We start from the raw sequence: 19,992 nt of genomic DNA on the forward strand, positions 1-19,992 counted from the left end.
GTAGACGCGACGCCGGAGGCTCAGAGATGGACGGCCCGGAGTATGCAGTGGACACCGCGAACGCGGACAAGATCGGCGTAGTTCAGGATCGCTACGCAGGGAGCGTGTACCTGCGACCGCCGGGCGGTGGAGTCGAGTGGGCAACCCCGCCGGAAGCGCTCAGGCACCTGACGGACGACGAGCTGCGGCAGGCCCACATTCTTGACACCCCGATTGGTGGTCAGCGCCGGTGAATCCCGCGATCTATGCGCCCGGACTTGAGCCCGTTCCGCACCCTGGGTGCGAGGACTGCCAGGCAGCCAGTAAGGCCCGTGCTGCTGCCCACATGGCGGGCCGTACGGCAGACGTCAGACGCGCGACGGACATCATTCGACAGCACACCAAGGGGCATGGTGCTTGATCTCGCAGCGCTGGACGCCATGGATTTTTCAGCGTCACGGCCCGGAGGTGTTGATCCGGATTCGTGCCCAGCGTGCGCCATGGTCGTCAAGATCGCGATTGAAGCCGCAGCGACCAAAGACGAGGAACTTGCGCTTCAGTCGCTTGAACTGGGAACGATCCACGCCATGGTGAGCCACCGTGTGACAGTCGGGTGCCCCTGAAATGATCCCTTCGCGGATTTCTTGAGGAGTCCTTTCCTACGCGCGGTATAGCCGCCCTTAATCCCTTCTTTTGATCCGAGGGGAGGCGGACCAGCGACGGGCCCGGGTGCGGTCCACGGCAGGACTGTCACACGGGGGCCCGTTGTCAACACAGACTCCGTCTCTGCCGAGACGCCCCACTCATCGTGATCCCAGGGTGGCTCGGACTCGGTAAGGGGCGGTCAGCGAACTGCAACTCATCCATTGGAGGTAGAGCTATGTCCGTTCTCGCGGACGCCCCAGTACAGCTCAAGCCAAGTGCCCGGGACTTAATCTCGGAAGCGAGCCTCACGACTGCCGTGCACCTGGTGCAGCGCTGCAACCCTGGCCTTCATGACGACATGGCGAGCCGCATCGTCGACGAGGCGCTGAAGTTCATGGCTGCGGCAGCCACCAACCGGACGCCGGGGCTCGCTCTTCGTCCGTCGCGCATCGTAGACGAGGGATGGCACGCGCTTCTGTGGGACACGAAGACGTACGAGGGGCTGTGTGCCTTCCTCGGGCGGTTCGTTCACCACGTGCCGGAAAGTCCAGCGACCAAGAAGCACGACACCGCCACTGTTGAGCGGACGCTCGAAGCCATCCGGGCCGCCGGGTATCAGCCGGACTCCTACCTGTGGAGCCCGGAAGCTCAAGGCTCGGTACTCGTCTCTGCCGACTGCATGCATAGCGAGTGCACCGATGGCGGGTCCAACTGCACAGGTCCGGGGATCGCTTGACGCCCTCGCCCCAAATCGGCACCAGAGTCCTAGAGTTGGCTGCATGAGCGAGAACAGCCCGGCCGAATGGACTGACCCCCGTTACCGAGAGGTAGTGGAGGCTTTCCGCAGGGAGCGTCTTGGCCGAAAGACTCACTGCCCTACCTGCCAAGGCATCCGTAGGTGCGTGATCTTCAACTCAGGCACTGGCGAGATTCACAACCTGCGTACGTGCTCTTGTGCGCCCAGCGCGCCCAAAGGACGTCGCACCGCATAGAGCCCCGACCGGACAAGCCAAGAGCAGGGGCAGATGGTGACGACGCCTGCCAGTGGGCCTGTTCAGTGGTTCAAGTGTCGTCTGTGCGGGCCGAACGTGAAGCGTCGTCGCCCGCCTGTGTAGCCGCTCCAACTACGGCCCCGCCCACCTGCCTATCCCCCCTGGCAGGTGGGCGGGGCTTTTTCCATGCCCATGGGCGGCCCCGACGGCTACTTGTTTACTCATGGCCATAAGTAGTTGACCTCACGCCCCGGGGTGGCGCATGCTGGCCACTCATTCGCATCAGTGGATGAGTGGTCGGCCAGTGGTCGCATTGCCGACTGCTGGCCTCGTGACTGAGAGGTCATCAGATATGGGTATGAGCAAGGGGCTTCGGTCTGCTGTGGCTTCGGGTGTGGCAGTGCTGAGCCTGGGCGTGGTGGGGGTGTCGTCGGCCTCGGCGATGCCGGATCCGGGGCCGGGCGCCGGGCGGGACGTGCCGTCGTATCAGAATCCCTGGTCTCAGGAGGTGCGGGGCCCTGTAAGGGTCACGCCGATGACGCGGACGGTTACGGCGAGTGCGCTGCGGGTGCGGTCGGGTCCGGGGACGGACCGGCGGGTGCGTGGGCTGGTGTTCGCGGGAGATCGGGTCGAGGTGCTGGACCAGGCGCGCAACGGCGGCCCGTACATGTGGTCCCACGTGAAGATCACTCGGAGCTCGGATGGTCTGCCGCGTGGCTACGTCGGGTGGGTGGCTGATCGCTACCTGGGGTGAGCCGCTGGCGTGAGTTGCGGTGAGTGAGGCGGCCCCCTTCCTGCTGCATCAGGAAGGGGGCCGCTGCTCATGGCGGGGTACGGCGGTGGGATGAGCTGGGCTTTGTGAGCCTGGCTTAACACCCGGGATTTGGCCGATAGTTGCGCAGGCAATTAGCTGATGTGGGTGTGAATGGCTGTTCTTCCTGGGTTTGGTGGGGAGAAAGATTGCCGTTGGCATACACAAGCGGTTGGGCCTGTACCAGACTGGAGCGCCTGTTCGGGACGTGCCCTTCCGAGCGGAACCAACTCAGCGTGTGCGGGGCTGGGTTGGCAACGGGGATTGGCGGCCTTGGCCGTGTGAGGAGAGTGGTATGGGCGATGAACGACACACGGGGCGGAGAGAGCGACCCGGAGCGCGGTGGGGATGCGGAAGAGTCGTTGTGGTCGCGGGAGGTCGATTACGTGCGGTCGTGGCGTGAGGCGGACGCTGCGGCGCGGGAGTTGAACGCTGCGGCGGGTGCGCTGGGCATGGGTGAGGATGTGCGCGCTGTGGCGCACACGGGCCCGGAGGGGGAACCTTGGGTACGCATGCGGCCGAACGCGGCGCGGAAGGTCGCGGCGGTCTTGGCGACGCTGGCACGGGTGGCGCAGTGTGAGGGAGGGGACGGGGACGTGCGGGACGACTGGCGTACGGCGAGTGGTGAGCGGGTGCGGATCCGGAAGGATCGGCGCGGTGAGTACATCGAGTGCACAGGCTGTCGGCGCCCCATCAAGATCACAGGGTTGGGGACGGCTGCGGCTGCGGCGCGTCAGCACGCGCGGGAGTGCCGGAAGTGACGGCGTGAGCTGCCCCCGGGCCCGGTTTGCGACCTGAGGTGACGAAAGCCAGCCACGGCGGCGGGTCGGCCGAGTGACGGCCGCAAGCTGGTCCCGTCAACCCCCACCGGTCTCAGCCACGCTAGCTCTGTTCTTGGTGCCATAGCGTGGCGGTCGCCGACGGTGGCGCGGCCCCCGTCGGAGACCCGTGGGCGCACGGTCCTGATGATTCGGCCGGCGACCGACCCCGGCGCTCTGTGGGGCGGGGATGTTGGGGCCCTGCGCCGCTGGGCGGCTCCTCGGCACGTGATGAGCGACGGTGACAAGCCCTTGCGGGCGATCCGCGGGGGCTTGTCGCACGTTCCACAGCAGGGTGGCTGCGAGCCGCGCGGTGCCGCCGGGCGGGACCGGCCGGAGGCCGCACGCCCGACCGAGCGGCTTGGCCGCGCGGGCGCGCCGAAGGCGCGCCCTGCTTGAGGAAGTAGAGACAAGTTACGCCGGTGGGCTCGCCCGTTCAGGGGCGCGCGGCTCCGGCGTGCTCGTTGGGCGTGAGCGGGAAGCGCAACCGCATGGTGCCGGGGGCCTTCAGCTCCTCGCAGAGCAACGGGCGGCCGGTGTCGGCGGCGGACGTGATGCGGTAGGTAACGAGCAGGGGACTGGAGTCCCGGAGTTCCAGGGCGGCGCGCTCGTCCGGCAAGGGAGCACGGGCGGTGACCTCTTCGTAGAACGCCAACGGTCCTACGGACTCGGCTAGTTGTGCGTACGCCTCCGTGACGGGCGCGTCTGGGGTGCGCGCGAGGCTCGGCGTGTCGGCGGCCGTGGCCATCGGGATGAACAGGCGGTGCGCGATACGGGCGCCGCTGGACGGGTCAAACAACAGGCGGTCGACGCTGAGCGCGTCCTGGTCCTGCTGGCCCAGCAGAGAGGCAACAAGTCCGTCCAGCGTCGTGCGGGACACGGTGGGAGCCTCGGCCTCGGGGAGTTCCGGGATGCTCCACACGGACGCGGTGCGACTGATCGAGCGGTTAACGGCCTGGGCTGGCGCGGGCGCTGTCTGTGCGCGGACGATGGATCCCTTGCCCTGGCGGACGTCAATGAGTCCCAGGGAGCGCAGTTCGGCGATAGCGGCCCGGACGGTCGCTTTGCCGACTCCGTAAGCCTCCACCATGTCGTTCTCGGACGGCAGGCGCGTACCCGGTGCGTACTCGCCGCTGTTGATCTGTTCGGCGAGAAGCTGGGCCAGTTGCAGGTAGCGGCGTCCGGTGCGGGCTTCGGCGCTGGCGGCCGGTGTGACGCGGCGGCCGGAGGGTCGCTTTCGCACGGTCGACGGCTTGCCCTGCTGTACATCGATGATCCCTCGGTCGCGTAGCTCGGCGAGAGCCTTGCGCACAGTGGTGCGGCCGACGTCGTAGGCCTCGACCATGTCCGCCTCGGATGGCAGGCGTTCGCCGGTCTTGTAGTGGCCGGTTCGGATCTGCTCCGCGATGCGGTCGGCCACCTGTTCGTGCATGTGCCGGGGACGTCCGATGGGCTCAGAGGCTGGCATAGGGCGGGCTCCTAAGTCGCGTATCGGGTCGAAGTTGCACGGGCCGGTGGAAATCGATGCGTGCTGTTGTCAGTGCCGCGTGCTAGTGCACCACAGGTTAGCCACTCATGAGAATAAGTGGTTGACCTTCTCCTGGGGTCCGCGCACCATGGATCACCCATCCACTCATCCTCATGAGTGGATGAATGGACGGGAGAGGAGTGAGCTATGCCCATGCAACGCAAGCCCATCGATCTGACGCGGCTGGGCACCCTGCGGTGTGCGATCGCGCCTGAGCCCCGGCTGGATATGGACGGGGAAGTGCGCCGCGACCGCGACGGCAACCCGCTGTGGGTCACGTCGGTTGCAGTCCGACAGTTGGAGTCGCGCACGGTCGACACTCTCGACGTGGTGACGCCTCTCAAGCCCACGGGCCTGGTCGAGGGCGGAGAGGTCAAGATCACAAATCTGTGGGCGAACGACTGGGAGATAGACGGCCGCAAGGGCGTCTCCTTTCGGGCGGACGCCATTACTCCGGCTCCGGTCTCGGTGCCTGCGGGCCCGGCGCGCGGCAGCAAGGGCGATGCTGCATGAGCGGGGAGCGGGAGTTCTGGCACCTGTCGCAGGAGCAGGCGGACGGCACGGCGTGCGTGGTGTGCGGCGTCGACTACCGCACGCATAAGGCACGGCATGTGCCGGTCGGCCGTTCAGCGGAGACACGGTCACAGGTGTTCGCCTGTGCGGGGCCGTGTGCGCTGCACGTCGTACGGGAGGCGGAGGACCAGGCTCGGGAAATGATCGAACTTGCCGGGCTGGACGACTTCATTGCGGACGGCGGGGACGGCGCGAGCCTGGGGCAGGACGGGGAGTTTGGCTACCTGCTGCGGGATCTGCGGATCCTGGTCGGGGTGGAAGCCCTGCTGACTGCCTCTAGCTCGGTGGCGGTAGTCCGCTTCCTCCTGAGCCTGGCGGGCATTCATGGCGAACTGGCCTCACAGCGAGCCCGATTGCTGGTGCTCCGCCTGGAGCAGGGCGACGGGGGCACGTGATGCCCGCCTCGCTGATCGTCTGGATCCTTACCGCGCTCATCCTGACGGCGGTGCTGACCCAACGCTGGTGGGAACCGCGCCTGGCGGCCCGGGGCGTGGACGTGAACGGCTGGCCGCTGCGCTGGTGGATCGGCGGCTATCCGCGCGTGGTGCTGCGTATGTGGTTCACCTGGCGGCGCGTGTGCCTACTCAACGGGCTCTCGATCTCCAACCGGGGCAACATGCGCAGAGTCGGTGACATCGCCGTGACGGGCATGGTCCTGCGGCCGAAGCCGCCCCGGATGACGTTCCCGATGCCGACCCGGGGCGGGCTCACGGTGCGCGTGTACATGCACCCGGGGCAGACCCCATCGCCCTATCTGAGCGCCGCTCACGCCCTGGAGCACGCCTGGCGCGTCTACGGCGTGCGGGTCTCCTCTCCGGCCCGGGGACAGGTCCTGTTCAAGGTCACCGCACTGGACCCGCTGACCGGAGAACGGCCCGCACACGGGGGCGAAGAACTGCGGCTGTTGCAAGCGAACGTGGGCCGCACCGAGGAAGACGATATCTGGCTGATCGACTTCCGTAAGGTGCCTCACTGGCTCGTGACCGGTGCCACCCAAAGTGGGAAGTCCACACTTCTGGCGGCGCTGATCCGCGCACTGTCCGTCCAGCGGGTGGCGCTCGTCGGTATCGACTGCAAAGGCGGGATGGAACTCGGGCTGTTTCAGAACCGGTTCCACCTGCTGGCGACCAGCCGCACCGAAGCGCTCGGCGTGCTCGGCACTCTGGTGACCGAGATCGAGACCAGAATGCGGGCCTGCCGCACGGCGGGCGTGCGCTCGATCTGGGACCTCCACGAGATCGACCGCCCTGCACCCGTCGTCGTGATCGTCGATGAACTGGCAGAGCTGTTCCTGTCGGACGGCTCCCGTGAGGCACGCGACGAAACCGAACAGTGCGCCGTGAATCTGCTGCGGCTGGCTCAACTCGGTGCCGCCCTCGGCGTGCACCTGGTGTTGGCCGGACAGCGCGTCGGTTCCGATCTCGGGCCCCGAGTCACCGCGCTGCGCTCACAGCTCGGCGGCCGGATCGCGCACCGTTCCCACGACGAAGCATCGGCAGTGATGACGCTGGGCGACGTCAACGAGGACGCCGTGATCGTCGCGCAGACGATCAGCGAGGACGAGCGCGGGGTTGCGGTCGTGGTCTCGGGCGGCCGGTGGAAGCGGGCCCGTTCCGATCTCGTCGGCGCGGCGGACATTGCGCAGATCGCCAACACGCGCGGCCCACAGTGGCCGTTCCTGTCCGGCCCGGTCCTCGAAAAGGAAGAAGGGCAAGCGGGTGGATAAGAGCTGGATCTATATGTGGGACGGCTTCTTGTGGCTGTTCGCCGTCATGCTCGCCCGGTCCCGGGAGATTAAGGCGTATCAGGTAATGGGTATTGCACTCGCTGGATACCTGTTCGCCATGACACCTCTGAGCTATCCGGTCTGGTGGACGATCGTCTATTTCTTCGGGACGAAATAGGCCGCCAGAAATCCGGCCGAGTATCTGCCCAATCCATCAACGGCGCCCCACACGTTCTTTTCTATCGTGCGGGGCGCCGCTTTTTATCTCCGCCCTGCGTAAAGGGCCATGTCCGTAAGGAGTCCCGCTATGCCCGCAGTCCGTGAGTACCCGTCCACTCATGAGGCCCGGCGCGCTGCGTTGGCCATTGCTGCATATGAGCGCACGCTGTCGCTGACCGAACGCGACTTGATCCGCATGATTACCGATCCGGGATTCGCCCGATGGCGCGAGCAGATCGAAGGCGTCGGCGGCTGCTCGCACCCGATCTATCTCGCCGGACACACCACCACCCGCAACAATGCGGGGGAGGTGCTGCACCACTACGACACCCGGGGCGAACCGGGAGAGCGCCTTGCCGTGCGGTGCCGCAACCGGCGCGCGACAGTCTGCGAACCCTGCTCACGCCTGCACTCCGGCGACACCTTTCACCTGGTCCGCTCCGGCCTGCTCGGCGGCAAAGGCGTCCAGGAGCGCGTACAGCTGCACCCGCGTCTGTTCGTGACCCTCACGGCTCCCTCGTTCGGTGCAGTACACCGCGCAACCGGTGACACAGACCAGGTGTGCCGCCCCCGCCGCGCCTCTGAGCAATGCGAGCACGGACGGCCCCGGGGGTGCTCCCACCGTCACCCTGACTCGGATACTGCGGTAGGTCAGCCGCTGTGCCCGGACTGCTACGACTACCCCGGACACGTCCTCTGGCACGCCAGCGCGGGACGGCTGTGGAACCGCTATTGCCACACCGTGCGCCGCCACCTGGCCACGGCGGCCGGCGTACCCCAGACCCGGCTCAAAGACCATCTGACCTTGGCGTTTGCCAAAGTCGCCGAATACCAGAAGCGGGGCGCCGTGCACTTCCACGCTGTCGTGCGCCTCGACGGACCGGACGGCCCCGACAGCCCTCCGCCCTCCTGGGCAACGGCCGAACTCCTGGACGCGGCGGTGCGCTCGGCCGCTGATGCGGTGGAAGTGCGCACCCCGTATGCGGACGCGGTGGGGGAACGCGTGGTGCGCTTCGGTACGCAGCTCGACGCCCACCCAATCCGCTCAACAGCGTTCGCTGACGAGAGCGTTGTCACCGATGATGCGGTGGCCGCGTACGTCGCCAAATACGTGTCCAAGTCGGTCGGCGACGCTGGCGGCATCGATCACCGGATACGGCACTACAGCGCTATTACCTGCGCCCCGGTCAACGCCCATGTACGCGCCCTCATGGCCACCTGCTGGCGCCTCGGCTTCCTGCCGGAACTCGAAGAACTCCGCCTTCAAGCCTGGGCGCACACCCTTGGCTACCGGGGCCACATCATCACCAAATCGCGGCACTACTCGACCACGTACGGCGCTCTTCGGCTGGCCCGTGCTGTTCACAACAGGGGCGGCACCCTGGCCGACTGGGACGGCGATCCAGGCGTGATCACGGAATCGGCCTGGCATTACGTCGGCTCCGGCTACACCCTCGCCGAAGCCGAATGCGCGGCAGGCATCGCCACAGAACAAGCCCTCTACCGCGAACTCATCGACGAGATACGGGCGGTCGGGGAGTGGCGGCAATGACGGAATGCCAAAAGTGCCAGGCCCGCATAGAACGCTGGGGGAGAAAGATGCTAGAGAAGGAGGCGTGGATAGAGAAGCAATTGGAGAAAATGCCCGACTATAGCGACGAGTTCAGGAGAAGGCTTCTCCGGGGCTGGGGACTTGAGCTGTAGAAGGATGGGAGCCCCTGGCGCTCCAGGGGCTCCCAGTCCTCAGTCTTCCTGTTCCCATGCAATATCAACACTCTCGGGGTCAAAGTGCCTACCGCGAGGGGCCTTCTCCACGATGATTGCCTTAATGAGCTTGGTCATTTCGTGTCGCTTCTTGTCCGGCGTGTAATCCTCCCACTCCTTCAGGAGGGCCGGGTTCGTCTTCCTATGATCCTCGATCTTTGCTGACAGGTCGCGCACGCGATGCCTGAGTATCCCTCGCTCCTCTTCGAGTTCGGCAATGAGGTCCATGGCTGTGCTCGTAGAGATCCTGCTCACTGCTCCGGGCTTTCTCCGCTCCATTACTGATTCAATCTCTGCTGAGATCTCCTCTAGGCGGGCTTCGTCGGAGGCGATTTGAGTGCTCTCAGCGGTGCTCGACCGCTTGGCCTGGCGCGCAATCTTCTTCGCGAAGGCGTCGAGGTAGAGTTCCTCTACGTGATCTTCCAAGGTTGCTGCTGAACGCGTGATACCTCCGCATCCGTTATTGGTAGTGGGGCACCTGTAGAACGGAACCTTTTTTCCTTTGATCGTGCGAGCGGATGCCGTAAGACGCGTGCCGCACTTTCCGCACCGAACGAGGCCAGACAGCAAGTGCGTTCTGTGGCCTGGCCTGGTGCCGCCTGTTTGTCCCTTTGCCTTGGCGACCTCCTTCCTTTCTTCGAGAACCCGGATGGCTCGCCAATACTCCTCGGGCGTGACTAGCGGCGCCCATCTTCCGATGACGGGCTTGCCTTTTGAGTCGTAGACGATGATGTCGGGCCCCCACGGGTGAGGGTTTTCCCGACGTTCGCGCGTAGGCATGTACGCCTTGTATCCACAGTTGCGAGGGTGTGTAATTCGCAAGACTACGGTTTTGTAGAGAACTGGCCTTCCGTCCTTCCCGGTGACTCCGGCTTCGGCCCAATCGGCCTGAACCTGGCTAATAGTGGCTCCATCGCCAATGTCGAGAATTGCTTTCTTGCGTAGATCTGCGTGGGGCTGGACCAAATTCCCCTCAGCGTCCCACCCCCACGCGCGACGGCCGATGTGGTCCTTTCCGTCAATGGCTTTGTGGCGGTTGGCATCTGCCTTGCGGCGGCGGATTGATGATGCCTCGACGCCACCCATCACAGCTTGCATGACAAACATTGCGCGGCCATTGTCGGTACTGAGGTCGGTGCCGCCGGTTACGGCTCGGCCGACCAACTTCCCGTTGCGCTCGAATATCTGGCAAACGCGGGCCGCGTCGAACGCCTGGCGGGCCACACGGTCGGAGTGCTTGAACACGAACCCGTCAATAACGCCTGCGGCTAGATCCTTGAGGAGCGCCTCGAAGTCCTTGCGCACGATGTACGGGTCCGATGCTGACGTGTCGTTGTCGTCGTAGACCTTGACGACTTCGCCCCCCAACTGGACGGCGAGCGCGTGGCAGTCCTTGAGCTGGTTGGTGACGCCCTGGCGACTGAGCTCCCCCGTCACGGGGTCGCGGTCGTCATCGGAGATCCGTAGATAAGCACCTAACTGGAGCACGTGCGAGCCCTCCTCCTCAACGTCCTTGAGGGGGAGGGTAGTTACGTCCTGGCTGGTCAGTGGATGGTTTGCCGACACTGGTGGGGTCCTCTCTGCCTTGATGTGCTTTCAAGGTAGCTAGGTGGCCCGCTCAACAAGGTCGCGTACACCTTCGCGATCGGCGGGCTCGCCGACGGGGGCGACGGCAGCTTCAAGGTGATGGCGGCCGTGATGGCCGCGGGCATGGTCCCGCCGCTGGCGATGGCCCTGGCCACCACCGTACGGGGCCGCCTGTTCACCCGTGCCGAGCGCGAGAACGGCAAGGCGGCGTGGGTGCTCGGGGCCTCGTTCGTCACCGAGGGAGCGATCCCGTTCGCGGCGGCCGACCCGCTGCGGGTCATTCCCTCCGCGATGGCGGGCGGCGCGGTCACCGGCGCCCTGTCGATGGCCTTCGGCTGCACCCTGCGGGCACCGCACGGCGGGATCTTCGTGGTCCCGCTGATCGGCAACGCCTTCCTGTACCTGCTCGCCATCGCCGCCGGCACAGCGGTCGGCGCGGGCCTGGTCATCCTGCTCAAGGGCCTGCGCAAGCAACAGCCCGAGAACCCGGCCCCGGAGCCCGCCGAGGAGAGGGTGGCGGTCGCCGCCTGAGTGGTTCGGCCCGATATGCCCGGTCCCTGCCGTGGGGCCGGGCACCTTCGGCCGTCATGACGTGACATGTACCACTTGAGGACCAAAGTCCTTGCATCTCCCTGCCACAAGTCCCGGCCCGTGTTGTCTACTGGGGCGCGTGGCTCAGAACATCACGATCATTCAGCAGATAGGCCTTTCCGTCCTCGCTGCGGCGAGTGTCGCCTGGGTCGTCGGCCTGGTCCGCATACTGCGCCGGGAGCGCGCCGACCGGGCCGAGTGGCATGCGCTGCGCACCCTGCGCGCGGTGGGCCGACAGGCCGGGCCGCCCGCCCAGGAGGAGGTGGCGCTCACCGAGGCGGAGCGGGCCGCCTTCGCGGGCCTGATCCGCCAGCTCGATCCGCGCAGCTCCTGAACGTACGGCCGCGACGTGCGGCCGCGACGTACGGCCGCGACGTGCGGCCGTGAGGTGAGGGTCCGCAGGTCCTCCGGGGTGCCCGTGCGGCCCTCAACTCACATGGGCGCGGCGCTCCATGGCGGCTCTGGCCGCCTGCTCCGTCGCGTACACCTCGCACATGTGGCGGCCGTCCGGGGTCGCCGTGTGCTCGACCTCCCACAGGCTCAGCTCGCCGCCGTCGTGCAGCAGGAACGCGTGCTCGTACAGCGTGAACGCGGCGTCCCGGCCGGGCGTGCGGCAGTGGCTGCCGAAGGCCTGGGTGATCCGGTGCGCGTGCGCGGCCCGCAGCCTCAGCGCGGTCCGCCGGCCGGGCCGGTCCGGGTTCTCGGCGCGGCGAAGGAGCCGGCGCGCGTGGTCGGCGGAGTCGTCCGGCGCGTACGGGTGGGGGCGCGGCGCCGCACCGTCCCGCCCGGCGAGGGCGTCGGGGCCGAAGCCGGCCTCCCAGCAGTCCTCCGCGTACGGGTCGAGGGCGCCGATCCCGTACCCGGCCAACTCGGCCTCCAGCGCGCCGAGTTCGTCGTCCAGGTGGCGGGTCTCGGGGGGAAGGGCCCTGCGGCGCAGCCGGGCGGCGGCGATGCGGGCGTCCTCCTCGGCCGCGTACACCTCGTGCGCGTACTCGCGGCCGTCGTGATGGGCCAGCTCCCACAGGGTGACGGTGGTGCCGTCCAGGAGCAGATAGCAGTGCCGGTACGTCTCGCGGCTCAGGCGGTGGCCGCCGGGGCCCGCCGCCGATGTGTGCAGCGAGGAGTGCAGCGAAGTGGTGTGCGCCATCGCCAGGGCGAGGCGCTCGACGATCTCGTCCGGCAGATCGAAGGAGTTCAGGGCCCGCCCCAGGAGTGCGGCCACGTGTTCCGGGGCCGAGTCGTCGCCGGGGCCGCGCTCGCCGTCGAGCGGGTGGGGCACATGGAGCACCAAGGCTTCTCCTGGCCGTCGCTGTTGGTCACGTAGAAGGTGCTCAACGTAGCCCCTGAGGGCGGATCGCGCAGCGGGCATGGCCGAAACTTTTCCGGCCGGCACCCCGTAAAAGGGTTACCGGCCGGTCAAGTAGCCTGGTGCGGAAGGGGGTTGGTCAGGAGGCGCTGTCCGCCGTCCACTGGGACCAGGGCATGTTCCAGCCGTTGAGGCCGTTGTCCGGGGCGATGGTCTTGTCGGGCGAGCCCTTCACCACGACGACGTCACCGATGAGGCTGTGGTCGAACATCCACTTGGCCGTGGTGTCACCGGCAGCGCCCTTCACGTCCCGCATGCCGACGCAGCCGTGGCTGGTGCCCTCGTTGCCGAACACCGACGGGTCGCCCCAGTAGTTGCCGTGGATGAACGTGCCCGAGGTGGACAGGCGCATCGCGTGCGGCACGTCCTTGATGTCGTACTCGCCGCCGAAGCCCACGCTGTCACCGTTCATACGGGTCTGCGTGAACTTCTCGGAGATCACCATCTGCCCGTTGTAGGTGGGGTGTTCGGAGCTTCCGGTCGACACCGGAATCGTCTTGATGGTCTTGCCGTCCTCCTGGACCGTCATCTCCTGCGTCTTCACGTCGACGGTGGAGACCTGGTTGCGGCCGATGGTGAAGGTGACTTCCTTCGACTGCACGCCGTAGACGCCCTTGGAGCCCTCGACCTTGTCCAGGTTGATCTTCATGGTGACCTTGGAGCCGGCCTTCCAGTACTCCTCGGGCCGGAAGTCCAGGCGCTGGGAGCCGAACCAGTGCCCCACGACCTGCTGGCCGCTGCTGCTGGTCACCGTGATGTGGGAGAGGACGTCCTTCTTGTTGGTGATCTCCTTGTTGAAGTCGAAGGACACCGGCATGCCGACGCCGACCGTGGAGCCGTCGTCGGGGGTGTAGTTGGCGATGAAGCTGTCCTTGGCTGAAACGGTGGAGAACTGCGAGTTCTCCGTCGCGGCCCGGCCCTTGTCGTCCTTGCCGTTCGCGGCGATCTTGTACTGGGTGCCGCGCTCCACCTTGCCGGTCGGCTTCCAGGAGAGCCCGTCGGCGGCGAGCGTGCCGGGCACGGCCTTGCCGCCCTGCACCTCGGTCATCGTCACGTCGGACAGCTTGCCGCCCTCGGCCTTGACGGTGACGTCGTTGATGGAGGCGTTGGTCGAGCCGTTCTTCGCCGAGATGGTGATCTTCAGCGTCGAGGCGTCCTTGGCGGCCGAGGCGTCCGCGCCCTTGTCGCCCTTGCCGTCGTCGTTCGCCTTGGCGTCGCCGCCGCAGGCGGTCAGCGCGAGCGCGCCGACCAGGAGGCCCGCGGCCCCGGCGACGAGCCTGGCCCGGCGCCGGGCAAACGGACGCGCGGGGCGCGGGGTGCTGCTGAACTGCTGAGGCTGCGCTGCGTTGTCCGACGCCGGCGGTGTCACGGGCTGCTCCATGTCTGCGTGGTGTACTGCGTAATGAATCCAGTACGGACATAGAGAACCCAAATGGCCCAATGGTTGCGAGATCCGATGGTGACGGCGGTCACAATCAGGGCTCTCCAGGGGCTCAACTCCCGTACAGATCCCCATAAGAGGGAAAAGTCCCGCCGGGCCCCTCGACGCTGCCTGCGGCCCGCACGCCCCGCACGATCGCCCGCGCGACGACGTCGGCCCCGGCGGCGAGGACATGGTTCAACTCCTCGGGGCCGAGGACCTTGTCCGTATCGTCCGGGCCGGAACCGTGCGATCCGGTGGCGAGGGCGAAGATCGTGTCCCCGTCGTGCATCAGATGTACGGGGCGAATGGCGCGGGCGAGCCCGTCGTGCGAGGTCCCGGCGAGCTTCTGCGTCTGCGGCCGGGTGAGCCGGGCGTCGGTGGCGACGACGGCGAGGGTGGTGTTGAGCGGCGGCATCCCGGTACGGACCGCGTCGAGCCGCGCCTGGGCGGCCAAGTGCCTTTCGGAACTCGGTAGTTGGGTATCGGTGGCGTATCCGTACTCTCCGTACAGGGCGCCGTTGCGGGGGTCGACGGGGGAGCCGACGGCGTTGACGACGGCGAGGGCGGCCACCGTCGCTCCGGAGGCGAGGGTGACGCTCGCGGTGCCGACGCCGCCCTTCAGGCCGCCGACCACGGCGCCGGTCCCGGCGCCCACGCTGCCTTCGGCGACCTCGGTCCCGGCCGCCTCGACGGCCGCCCGGCCCACCGCCGCGTCGGGCCTGGCCCGCCAGTCGCCGCCGCGCCCCAGGTCGAACAGGCAGGCCGCGGGCACGACCGGGACCACCTGGTGCGGCTCGGGCCCCACCCGCACCCCGCGCTGCTGTTCCTCCAGCCAGGCCATCACCCCGGCCGCCGCGTCGAGCCCGTACGCGCTGCCGCCGGTCAGTACGACGGCGTCGATGCGCTCGACGACGTTCTGCGGGTCGAGCGCGTCGGTCTCCCGGGTGCCGGGGCCGCCCCCGCGCACGGCGACGCCGGCGACCGCGCCGCCGGGCGGGGCGAGAACGACGGTCGTGCCGCTCAGGGCGTTCGGTCCGGGCACGGAGGCGTGCCCGACGAGGAACCCGGCCACGTCGGTGAGGGAATTGTTCATGGCCCCCTCCCTACCACGGCAGTTGGGCCACCGCGATAGTTGGCCCACCACGGCAGTTGGGCCACCGCGGTAGTTGGGCCACCACGGCAGTTGGACCCCCACACCAGTCGCGTACCGGCTCTCAGAGCTTCGGCCCCAGGTAGGTCCCGCCCGAGGCGTCGAGGACGTGCCCGGTGATCCAGCGCGCGTCCTCCGAGGCGAGGAAGGCGACCGGGTCCGCGATGTCGGCGGGCTGCCCGATCCACGGCAGCGCCTGCCCCTGGAGCATCATCGCCTCCATCTGGGGCGAGGACCGGAAGAAGGCACGGGTCCGGTCGGTCTCGGTCGGCCCCGGCGCGACGAGGTTCACCGTGATCCGCCGCGCCCCGGCCTCGTTGGCGAGGGTCCGGGTGTACGCCTCCATCGCGCCCTTCGTCATCGTGTACGCCAACTCGTCGCCGAGCGCGATACGGGTCACGGCGGAGCCGATGGTGATGATGCGGCCGCCGTCGCGCAGAGCGGGCAGCAGGCGCTGGGCGAGGAAGAAGGGGGCCCGCACGTTCACCGCGAAGAGGCGGTCGAAGAGGTCGGGGGTCGTCTCCGCGTACGGCAGGTGCCCGGTGACGGCGGCGTTGTTGACGAGGATGTCGAGGAACTCCTCGCCGGTGTGGGCGCGCAGCCCGCTGCGGACGGCATCGGCGAGCTGCTCGACGCCGTCGACGGTGTCGAGCTCGGCTCCGACGGCGAAGGCGCGGCCGCCGGCCTCGACGATGGAGTCGACGGTCTCCTGGGCGGCGGGCCCGTCGGTGCCGTAGTGGACGACGACGAGGGCCCCTTGGGCGGCGAGCCGCTGGGCGATGGCGCGGCCGATGCCGCGGGAGGCTCCGGTGACGAGGGCGGTCTTGCGGGCGAGGGTGCGCGCGGGGAGGCCTTGCGGGCCCTGGCCGTGCCGACCCTGCTGGCCCTGGTGCTGCTGGCCCTGCGGGTCCTGGTGCTGCTGGTGGTGCGACATGGTGTGCTCCCAGTTCTGGCCCTGCGGGCGGGGCCCGGAGGGGTTCGTTGCCGGGGGCGGCTCCCTCCGGCAGGGACGACTCTGGGTGCGCCCGCTCACCGGGCGCGCACGGGGCGCTGACGGGGTGGGGGTGGGGCGGTGAGCGCGGGCCGGGGGCAGCCGGTCGCGCAGTTCCCCGCGGCTCTTGAGGGGTGGGGTGTTGGGTGCGGGTGGTGGGTGGTTGCTCGCGCAGCTCCCCGCGCCCCTGAGACCGGCTTTCGGCTGTGGGCCGTGGGTGGTTGGCCGCGCAGTTCCTCGCGCTCCTGGCGGTGTGAGTGCGGGGCACCCTCGGGCTGTGCCCGGGACTCCCTTGCCGCCTTCGTCCGCGGACCGTGCGTGGTGCTCGCGCAGTTCCCCGCGCCCCTGTAGGGCACCCAGTACCGCCCCGTTGCTCCCACGCGGCGGAGCCGCACGTGTCACAGCCCCGCGCCCCCGGCGGGACGAGCGCTGTTCAGGCGCGAACGGGGTCTGGGGCGGAGCCCCAGGGAACCTGGCCTCACCCCCTTCAACCCCCGGAGGCCACGCGGCGGAGCCGCAGAGTGTTACAGCGGGGAGGGGTGGGGTGGGGGGCTTCCGGGGTCTGGGGCGGAGCCCCAGGTCAGCCCGTTGGGCAGGAGGACAGGGCCGATCGGGCGGCCGCCAGGGCCGCAGGGGTGCCGGCCCGCCGAGCCGCCACGAGCGCCCGCTCGAAATCGGCCCGGGCGGACGCCAACCGCCCAGCCCCGCGCAGCAGTTCCGCCCGCTCACGCAACAGGTCCGCGACGTCCTCCCAGCACCCCAGCTCCTCGAAGAGCACCAGCGCCTCGTCGGCGCACGCCAACGCCGCCGCTGTTTCGCCGAGCGCCCCCGACACCCCGGCAAGGCCGGCGAGCGTCGTCGCCGTCCCCCAGCGTTCGCCCAGCGAGCGAAACGCCGCGAGGGCCGCCGACAGGTCGCGGGCGGCCTCCTCCACCCGGCCGTGGAAGAGGTGCAGATGCCCCGCCCCCGCCCGGGCGAGCGCCCGGGTCCAGGGGTCGGGGCCAGTCAGCTCGGGCCGCTCGGCCCCCGCGGACGGCCCCGCCGAGATCGCCCACAGGAACGCCGTGAACGGCTGCCGGAACGGCCGGTCCCGCTCGGCCACGATGCGCGCCGCCCGCGCCCGTTCCGCGCCGGGAACCGCCCCGCCCACCCCCGCCGCGAGCACGCACAACACGTACGCCTCGTCGAAGTCGAAGTCGGAGCTGAAATCGGAGCCGAAGTCGACCCCCTCCATTCCACCGGGCACGTCCCCGTCGAGCGAGGCCAGCAACTCGGCCGCCACAGGCGCCACATCGGCCCGCAGCCCCCGCAGCCACCAGAAGGACGAGAGCGCCGTCAGCAGGCGCAGGGCCGACGGACGGTCCTCGCGGGTAGCCCGTACCAGCGCCGCCCGCAGGTTCGCGTGCTCCGCCGAGAGCCGCTCCAGCCAGCGGAGCTGGTCCGCCGAACGGAGCTCGGGATCGGCCGCCTCGGCGAGTTCGAGGAAGTACGCGGTGTGAGCTGCGTCCACCAACTCGCGTGATGACAACGGCAGTTGTTCGGAGGCGTATGCCCGGATCGTCTCCAGCATGCGGTACCGCCCTGCCTCCGCCTCCACGAGCGACTTGTCGGTGAGCGAGGCGAGCAGGTCCTCCGCGTCGGGGCCCGCGCCGCACACCCGCCCGGCCGCCTCCGCCGTGGCGCCGCCCGCGAAGACGGTCAGCCGCGCCGCGAACTCCCGCTCCTCGTCGCCGAGCAGCGACCAGCTCCACTCGACCACCGCCCGCAGTGTCCGGTGCCGCTCCGGCTTGGTGCGGTCGCCGCGCGACAGGAGCCGGAAGCGGTCGTCCAGCCGGTCGGCGATCTCCGCGAGCGGAAGCTGCCTCAGCCGGGCGGCGGCCAGCTCGACGGCGAGCGGGAGCCCGTCGAGGGAGTCGCAAATGCCTTGCACCGTACGGGAGTTGGAGTCGTCCAGTTCGAAGTCGGGGCGTACGGCGACCGCCCGGTCGGCGAAGAGGCGTACGGCCGCGTCCGTGTCCAGCGGTCCCACCGGCCGCAGGGACTCGCCCGTGATGCCGAGGGCCTCGCGGCTGGTGGCCAGGACGCGCAGGCCGGGGCAGTGGGACAGGAGGCGGTGGGTGAGAGCGGCGGCGTCCTCGACGATCTGCTCGCAGTTGTCGAGGATCAGCAGTACGGCACGGTCCCGCAGGGCCTCGACGAGTGCCGCCTCGGGGTCGTCGGCGCCGCTGTCGCGCAGGCCGAGGGCGCCGCGCACGGCCAGGGCGGTCCGGGTCGCGGCCGACAGGTCGACGAAGCACACCTCGCCGGGCAGGCGCGCGGCCGCCTCCAGGGCGAGCCGCGTCTTGCCGGTCCCGCCCGTGCCGATCAGTGTGACGAGGCGCGAGGACCCCAATAGGCGTACAAGAACGGCCAGTTCGGAATCCCGGCCCACGAAGGAGGTCAGCTGGGCGGGCAGCCGCGATGCCGGGGCGGTCCGGGCCTCCTCGCCGCGCAGGATCGACAGGTGCACCGCCGCCAGCTCGGGGGAGGGGTCGGTGCCGAGCTCCTCGGCCAGGAGCGTACGGGCCGTCTCGTACTCGGCGAGCGCCTCCGCGCCCCGCCCGCCGCGACGCAGCGCCCGCATCAACTGGCCGCGCAGCCGCTCGCGCAGAGGGTGTGCCGCGACCGCCTCGCGCAGCCAGGGCAGCAGCTCGGACGGGTCGCCGCCGAGGGCGAGTTCGGCCTCGGCGAGCTCCTCGACGGCGCCCGCGCGCAGCTCCTCCAGGCGCGCGGACTGCGCGGCGGCGAAGGGGGCGTGGGCGAGGTCGGCGAGCGCCGGGCCGCGCCACAGCCCCAGCGCCTCACGCAGCAGCACGGCCGCGCGCCCGGGATCGCCCGCCTCGCGGGCCCGCGCGCCGTCCCTGGCCAGCTGCTCGAAGCGGAGCACGTCGACATCCTCGGGGTCGGCCACGAGGCGGTAGCCGGCCGGCCCGTACTCGATGGCGACGCTCTTGCGCAGCCGGGACACCTGCGACTGAAGCGCGCCCGGGGCTCCGGCGGGCGGCTCGTCCCCGTACAGCGCGTCGACGAGGCGCTCGGCGGGGACGGTGTGGCCGGCGTTCAGTGCGAGGAAGGCGAGCAGGGAGCGCAGCCGGGGCCCCGCGGGGGCGGTTTCGGCACCGTCTATGCCCATCGGGCCGAGCAGGAGGTAGCGCATGCCCCGATTCTCGCGGAGTTCCCCGCGCCCCTTGAGGGGGGCGCCCCCATTCCTGGGCTGCGCCCCGAACCCCCTGGGCTGCGCCTCGAACCCCCTGGGCTGCGCCTCGAACCCCCTGGGCTGCGCCTCGAACCCCCTTGGCGCCTTCGTCCTGCGGGCGGAGGGTGGCTGGTCGCGCAGTTCCCCGCGCCCCTGGCGGCGTGAGTGCGGGGCACCCTCGGGCTGTGCCCGGGACTCCCTTGCTGCCTTTCGTCCGCGGACCTTGCGTGGTGCTCGCGCAGTTCCCCGCGCCCCTGTAGGGCACCCAATACCGCCCGGTCGCGCCCGGGTGCGGGTCCCAGCGCTGTTGACCCTGGCAGGGAGCATTTCAGCCTGTCCTGGGGGTCCCCCGGCCCTTGAGGCCTTGGGGGAGTCTGAGGACGATCGCCCTTCAGTCGCGAACGGGGGCTGGGGCAGAGCCCCAGGGAACCGGGCTTCACCCATCCACACCCCCGGCGGGTCCGGGGAAGGGCGGGGTGGGGAAAAGGTCCCCCCGGAACGGGACTTTGGCGGGGCCGGGCCCGCCCCCCCACCGCGCTAGCTGTATTGATCACGAGCGTTGTTAACGCTGGTTGGTCTTGATCATGGCGAAGA

General features: G+C 69.2%; 16 protein-coding genes and 1 pseudogene. 10 read left to right on the forward strand and 7 right to left on the reverse strand.

Annotated elements, in window-relative coordinates; genetic code table 11:
* The first annotated feature begins 389 nt into the window (after positions 1-389).
* The 3 genes from ABD346_RS36720 (at position 390) to ABD346_RS38730 (ending at position 2,370) form a co-directional block, all read left to right on the forward strand.
* Positions 390-602: a hypothetical protein gene (locus tag ABD346_RS36720; protein ID WP_344380653.1), complete on the forward strand. Its 213-nt coding sequence runs from the start codon at positions 390-392 to the stop codon at positions 600-602.
* Positions 603-859: 257 nt separating this feature from the next.
* Positions 860-1,360: a glycine-rich domain-containing protein gene (locus ABD346_RS36725; RefSeq protein WP_344380654.1), complete on the forward strand. Its 501-nt coding sequence runs from the start codon at positions 860-862 to the stop codon at positions 1,358-1,360.
* A gap of 791 nt (positions 1,361-2,151) precedes the next feature.
* A complete protein-coding gene (locus tag ABD346_RS38730; RefSeq protein ID WP_425583054.1) occupies positions 2,152-2,370 on the forward strand; it encodes an SH3 domain-containing protein in 219 nt (72 codons plus the stop codon).
* Positions 2,371-3,681: 1,311 nt separating this feature from the next.
* Here the strand turns inward: ABD346_RS38730 and ABD346_RS36730 are convergent.
* Complete coding sequence (locus tag ABD346_RS36730; RefSeq protein WP_344380655.1) at positions 3,682-4,713, reverse strand: GntR family transcriptional regulator; 1,032 nt, start codon at positions 4,711-4,713, stop codon at positions 3,682-3,684.
* 207 nt (positions 4,714-4,920) lie between these two features.
* Between ABD346_RS36730 and ABD346_RS36735 the strand changes: the two genes are divergently transcribed.
* The 5 genes from ABD346_RS36735 (at position 4,921) to ABD346_RS36755 (ending at position 8,843) form a co-directional block, all read left to right on the forward strand.
* A complete protein-coding gene (locus tag ABD346_RS36735) occupies positions 4,921-5,286 on the forward strand; it encodes a hypothetical protein (RefSeq protein WP_344380656.1) in 366 nt (121 codons plus the stop codon).
* On the forward strand, positions 5,283-5,741 hold the full coding sequence (locus ABD346_RS36740) for a hypothetical protein (protein ID WP_344380657.1): 459 nt from the start codon (positions 5,283-5,285) through the stop codon (positions 5,739-5,741). Before ABD346_RS36735 ends, ABD346_RS36740 begins: the two co-directional genes overlap by 4 nt.
* Positions 5,741-7,072: an FtsK/SpoIIIE domain-containing protein gene (locus tag ABD346_RS36745; RefSeq protein WP_344380658.1), complete on the forward strand. Its 1,332-nt coding sequence runs from the start codon at positions 5,741-5,743 to the stop codon at positions 7,070-7,072. Before ABD346_RS36740 ends, ABD346_RS36745 begins: the two co-directional genes overlap by 1 nt.
* A complete protein-coding gene (locus ABD346_RS36750) occupies positions 7,065-7,250 on the forward strand; it encodes a hypothetical protein (protein WP_344380659.1) in 186 nt (61 codons plus the stop codon). Before ABD346_RS36745 ends, ABD346_RS36750 begins: the two co-directional genes overlap by 8 nt.
* Positions 7,251-7,379: 129 nt before the next feature.
* Complete coding sequence (locus ABD346_RS36755; protein WP_381226571.1) at positions 7,380-8,843, forward strand: replication initiator; 1,464 nt, start codon at positions 7,380-7,382, stop codon at positions 8,841-8,843.
* A 191-nt stretch (positions 8,844-9,034) separates the two neighbouring features.
* On the opposite strand, the gene ABD346_RS36760 is transcribed toward ABD346_RS36755, so the two are convergent.
* The gene (locus ABD346_RS36760) at positions 9,035-10,621 is read right to left on the reverse strand and encodes a recombinase family protein (RefSeq protein ID WP_344380660.1); all 1,587 of its coding nucleotides are present in this window, start codon (positions 10,619-10,621) and stop codon (positions 9,035-9,037) included.
* A 39-nt stretch (positions 10,622-10,660) separates the two neighbouring features.
* Here ABD346_RS36760 and ABD346_RS36765 point away from each other — a divergent pair.
* Both ABD346_RS36765 and ABD346_RS36770 read left to right on the forward strand, forming a co-directional pair.
* A pseudogene (locus ABD346_RS36765) lies at positions 10,661-11,173 on the forward strand (fructose-specific PTS transporter subunit EIIC); the annotation flags it as partial.
* Between the two features lie 139 nt (positions 11,174-11,312).
* Positions 11,313-11,567: a hypothetical protein gene (locus ABD346_RS36770; RefSeq protein ID WP_344380661.1), complete on the forward strand. Its 255-nt coding sequence runs from the start codon at positions 11,313-11,315 to the stop codon at positions 11,565-11,567.
* 93 nt (positions 11,568-11,660) lie between these two features.
* On the opposite strand, the gene ABD346_RS36775 is transcribed toward ABD346_RS36770, so the two are convergent.
* The 5 genes from ABD346_RS36775 to ABD346_RS36795 all read right to left on the reverse strand — a co-directional run bounded on the left by ABD346_RS36775 (position 11,661) and on the right by ABD346_RS36795 (position 19,359).
* Positions 11,661-12,512 carry a DUF6227 family protein gene (locus ABD346_RS36775; RefSeq protein WP_344380669.1) on the reverse strand — a complete coding sequence of 284 codons (852 nt, stop codon included), beginning with the start codon at positions 12,510-12,512 and terminating at the stop codon, positions 11,661-11,663.
* A 166-nt stretch (positions 12,513-12,678) separates the two neighbouring features.
* Positions 12,679-13,980, reverse strand: coding sequence for a L,D-transpeptidase (locus ABD346_RS36780; protein WP_344380662.1), 1,302 nt, complete (start codon positions 13,978-13,980; stop codon positions 12,679-12,681).
* Positions 13,981-14,092: 112 nt separating this feature from the next.
* Positions 14,093-15,115, reverse strand: coding sequence for a P1 family peptidase (locus ABD346_RS36785; RefSeq protein ID WP_344380663.1), 1,023 nt, complete (start codon positions 15,113-15,115; stop codon positions 14,093-14,095).
* 121 nt (positions 15,116-15,236) lie between these two features.
* A complete protein-coding gene (locus tag ABD346_RS36790; RefSeq protein WP_344380664.1) occupies positions 15,237-16,106 on the reverse strand; it encodes an SDR family oxidoreductase in 870 nt (289 codons plus the stop codon).
* A 637-nt stretch (positions 16,107-16,743) separates the two neighbouring features.
* The gene (locus ABD346_RS36795) at positions 16,744-19,359 is read right to left on the reverse strand and encodes an AfsR/SARP family transcriptional regulator (RefSeq protein ID WP_344380665.1); all 2,616 of its coding nucleotides are present in this window, start codon (positions 19,357-19,359) and stop codon (positions 16,744-16,746) included.
* Positions 19,360-19,992 lie beyond the last annotated feature (633 nt).

The sequence above is a fragment of the Streptomyces mauvecolor genome (assembly GCF_039532965.1).
Classification (GTDB): domain Bacteria; phylum Actinomycetota; class Actinomycetes; order Streptomycetales; family Streptomycetaceae; genus Streptomyces; species Streptomyces violascens.

Coding starts and splice junctions, on each gene's coding strand:
- ABD346_RS36720 (WP_344380653.1), top strand. CDS start 390: ATGGTGCTTGATCTCGCAGCGCTGGACGCCATGGATTTTTCAGCGTCA.
- ABD346_RS36725 (WP_344380654.1), top strand. CDS start 860: ATGTCCGTTCTCGCGGACGCCCCAGTACAGCTCAAGCCAAGTGCCCGG.
- ABD346_RS38730 (WP_425583054.1), top strand. CDS start 2,152: ATGACGCGGACGGTTACGGCGAGTGCGCTGCGGGTGCGGTCGGGTCCG.
- ABD346_RS36730 (WP_344380655.1), bottom strand. CDS start 4,713: ATGCCAGCCTCTGAGCCCATCGGACGTCCCCGGCACATGCACGAACAG.
- ABD346_RS36735 (WP_344380656.1), top strand. CDS start 4,921: ATGCCCATGCAACGCAAGCCCATCGATCTGACGCGGCTGGGCACCCTG.
- ABD346_RS36740 (WP_344380657.1), top strand. CDS start 5,283: ATGAGCGGGGAGCGGGAGTTCTGGCACCTGTCGCAGGAGCAGGCGGAC.
- ABD346_RS36745 (WP_344380658.1), top strand. CDS start 5,741: ATGCCCGCCTCGCTGATCGTCTGGATCCTTACCGCGCTCATCCTGACG.
- ABD346_RS36755 (WP_381226571.1), top strand. CDS start 7,380: ATGCCCGCAGTCCGTGAGTACCCGTCCACTCATGAGGCCCGGCGCGCT.
- ABD346_RS36780 (WP_344380662.1), bottom strand. CDS start 13,980: ATGGAGCAGCCCGTGACACCGCCGGCGTCGGACAACGCAGCGCAGCCT.
- ABD346_RS36785 (WP_344380663.1), bottom strand. CDS start 15,115: ATGAACAATTCCCTCACCGACGTGGCCGGGTTCCTCGTCGGGCACGCC.
- ABD346_RS36790 (WP_344380664.1), bottom strand. CDS start 16,106: ATGTCGCACCACCAGCAGCACCAGGACCCGCAGGGCCAGCAGCACCAG.
- ABD346_RS36795 (WP_344380665.1), bottom strand. CDS start 19,359: ATGCGCTACCTCCTGCTCGGCCCGATGGGCATAGACGGTGCCGAAACC.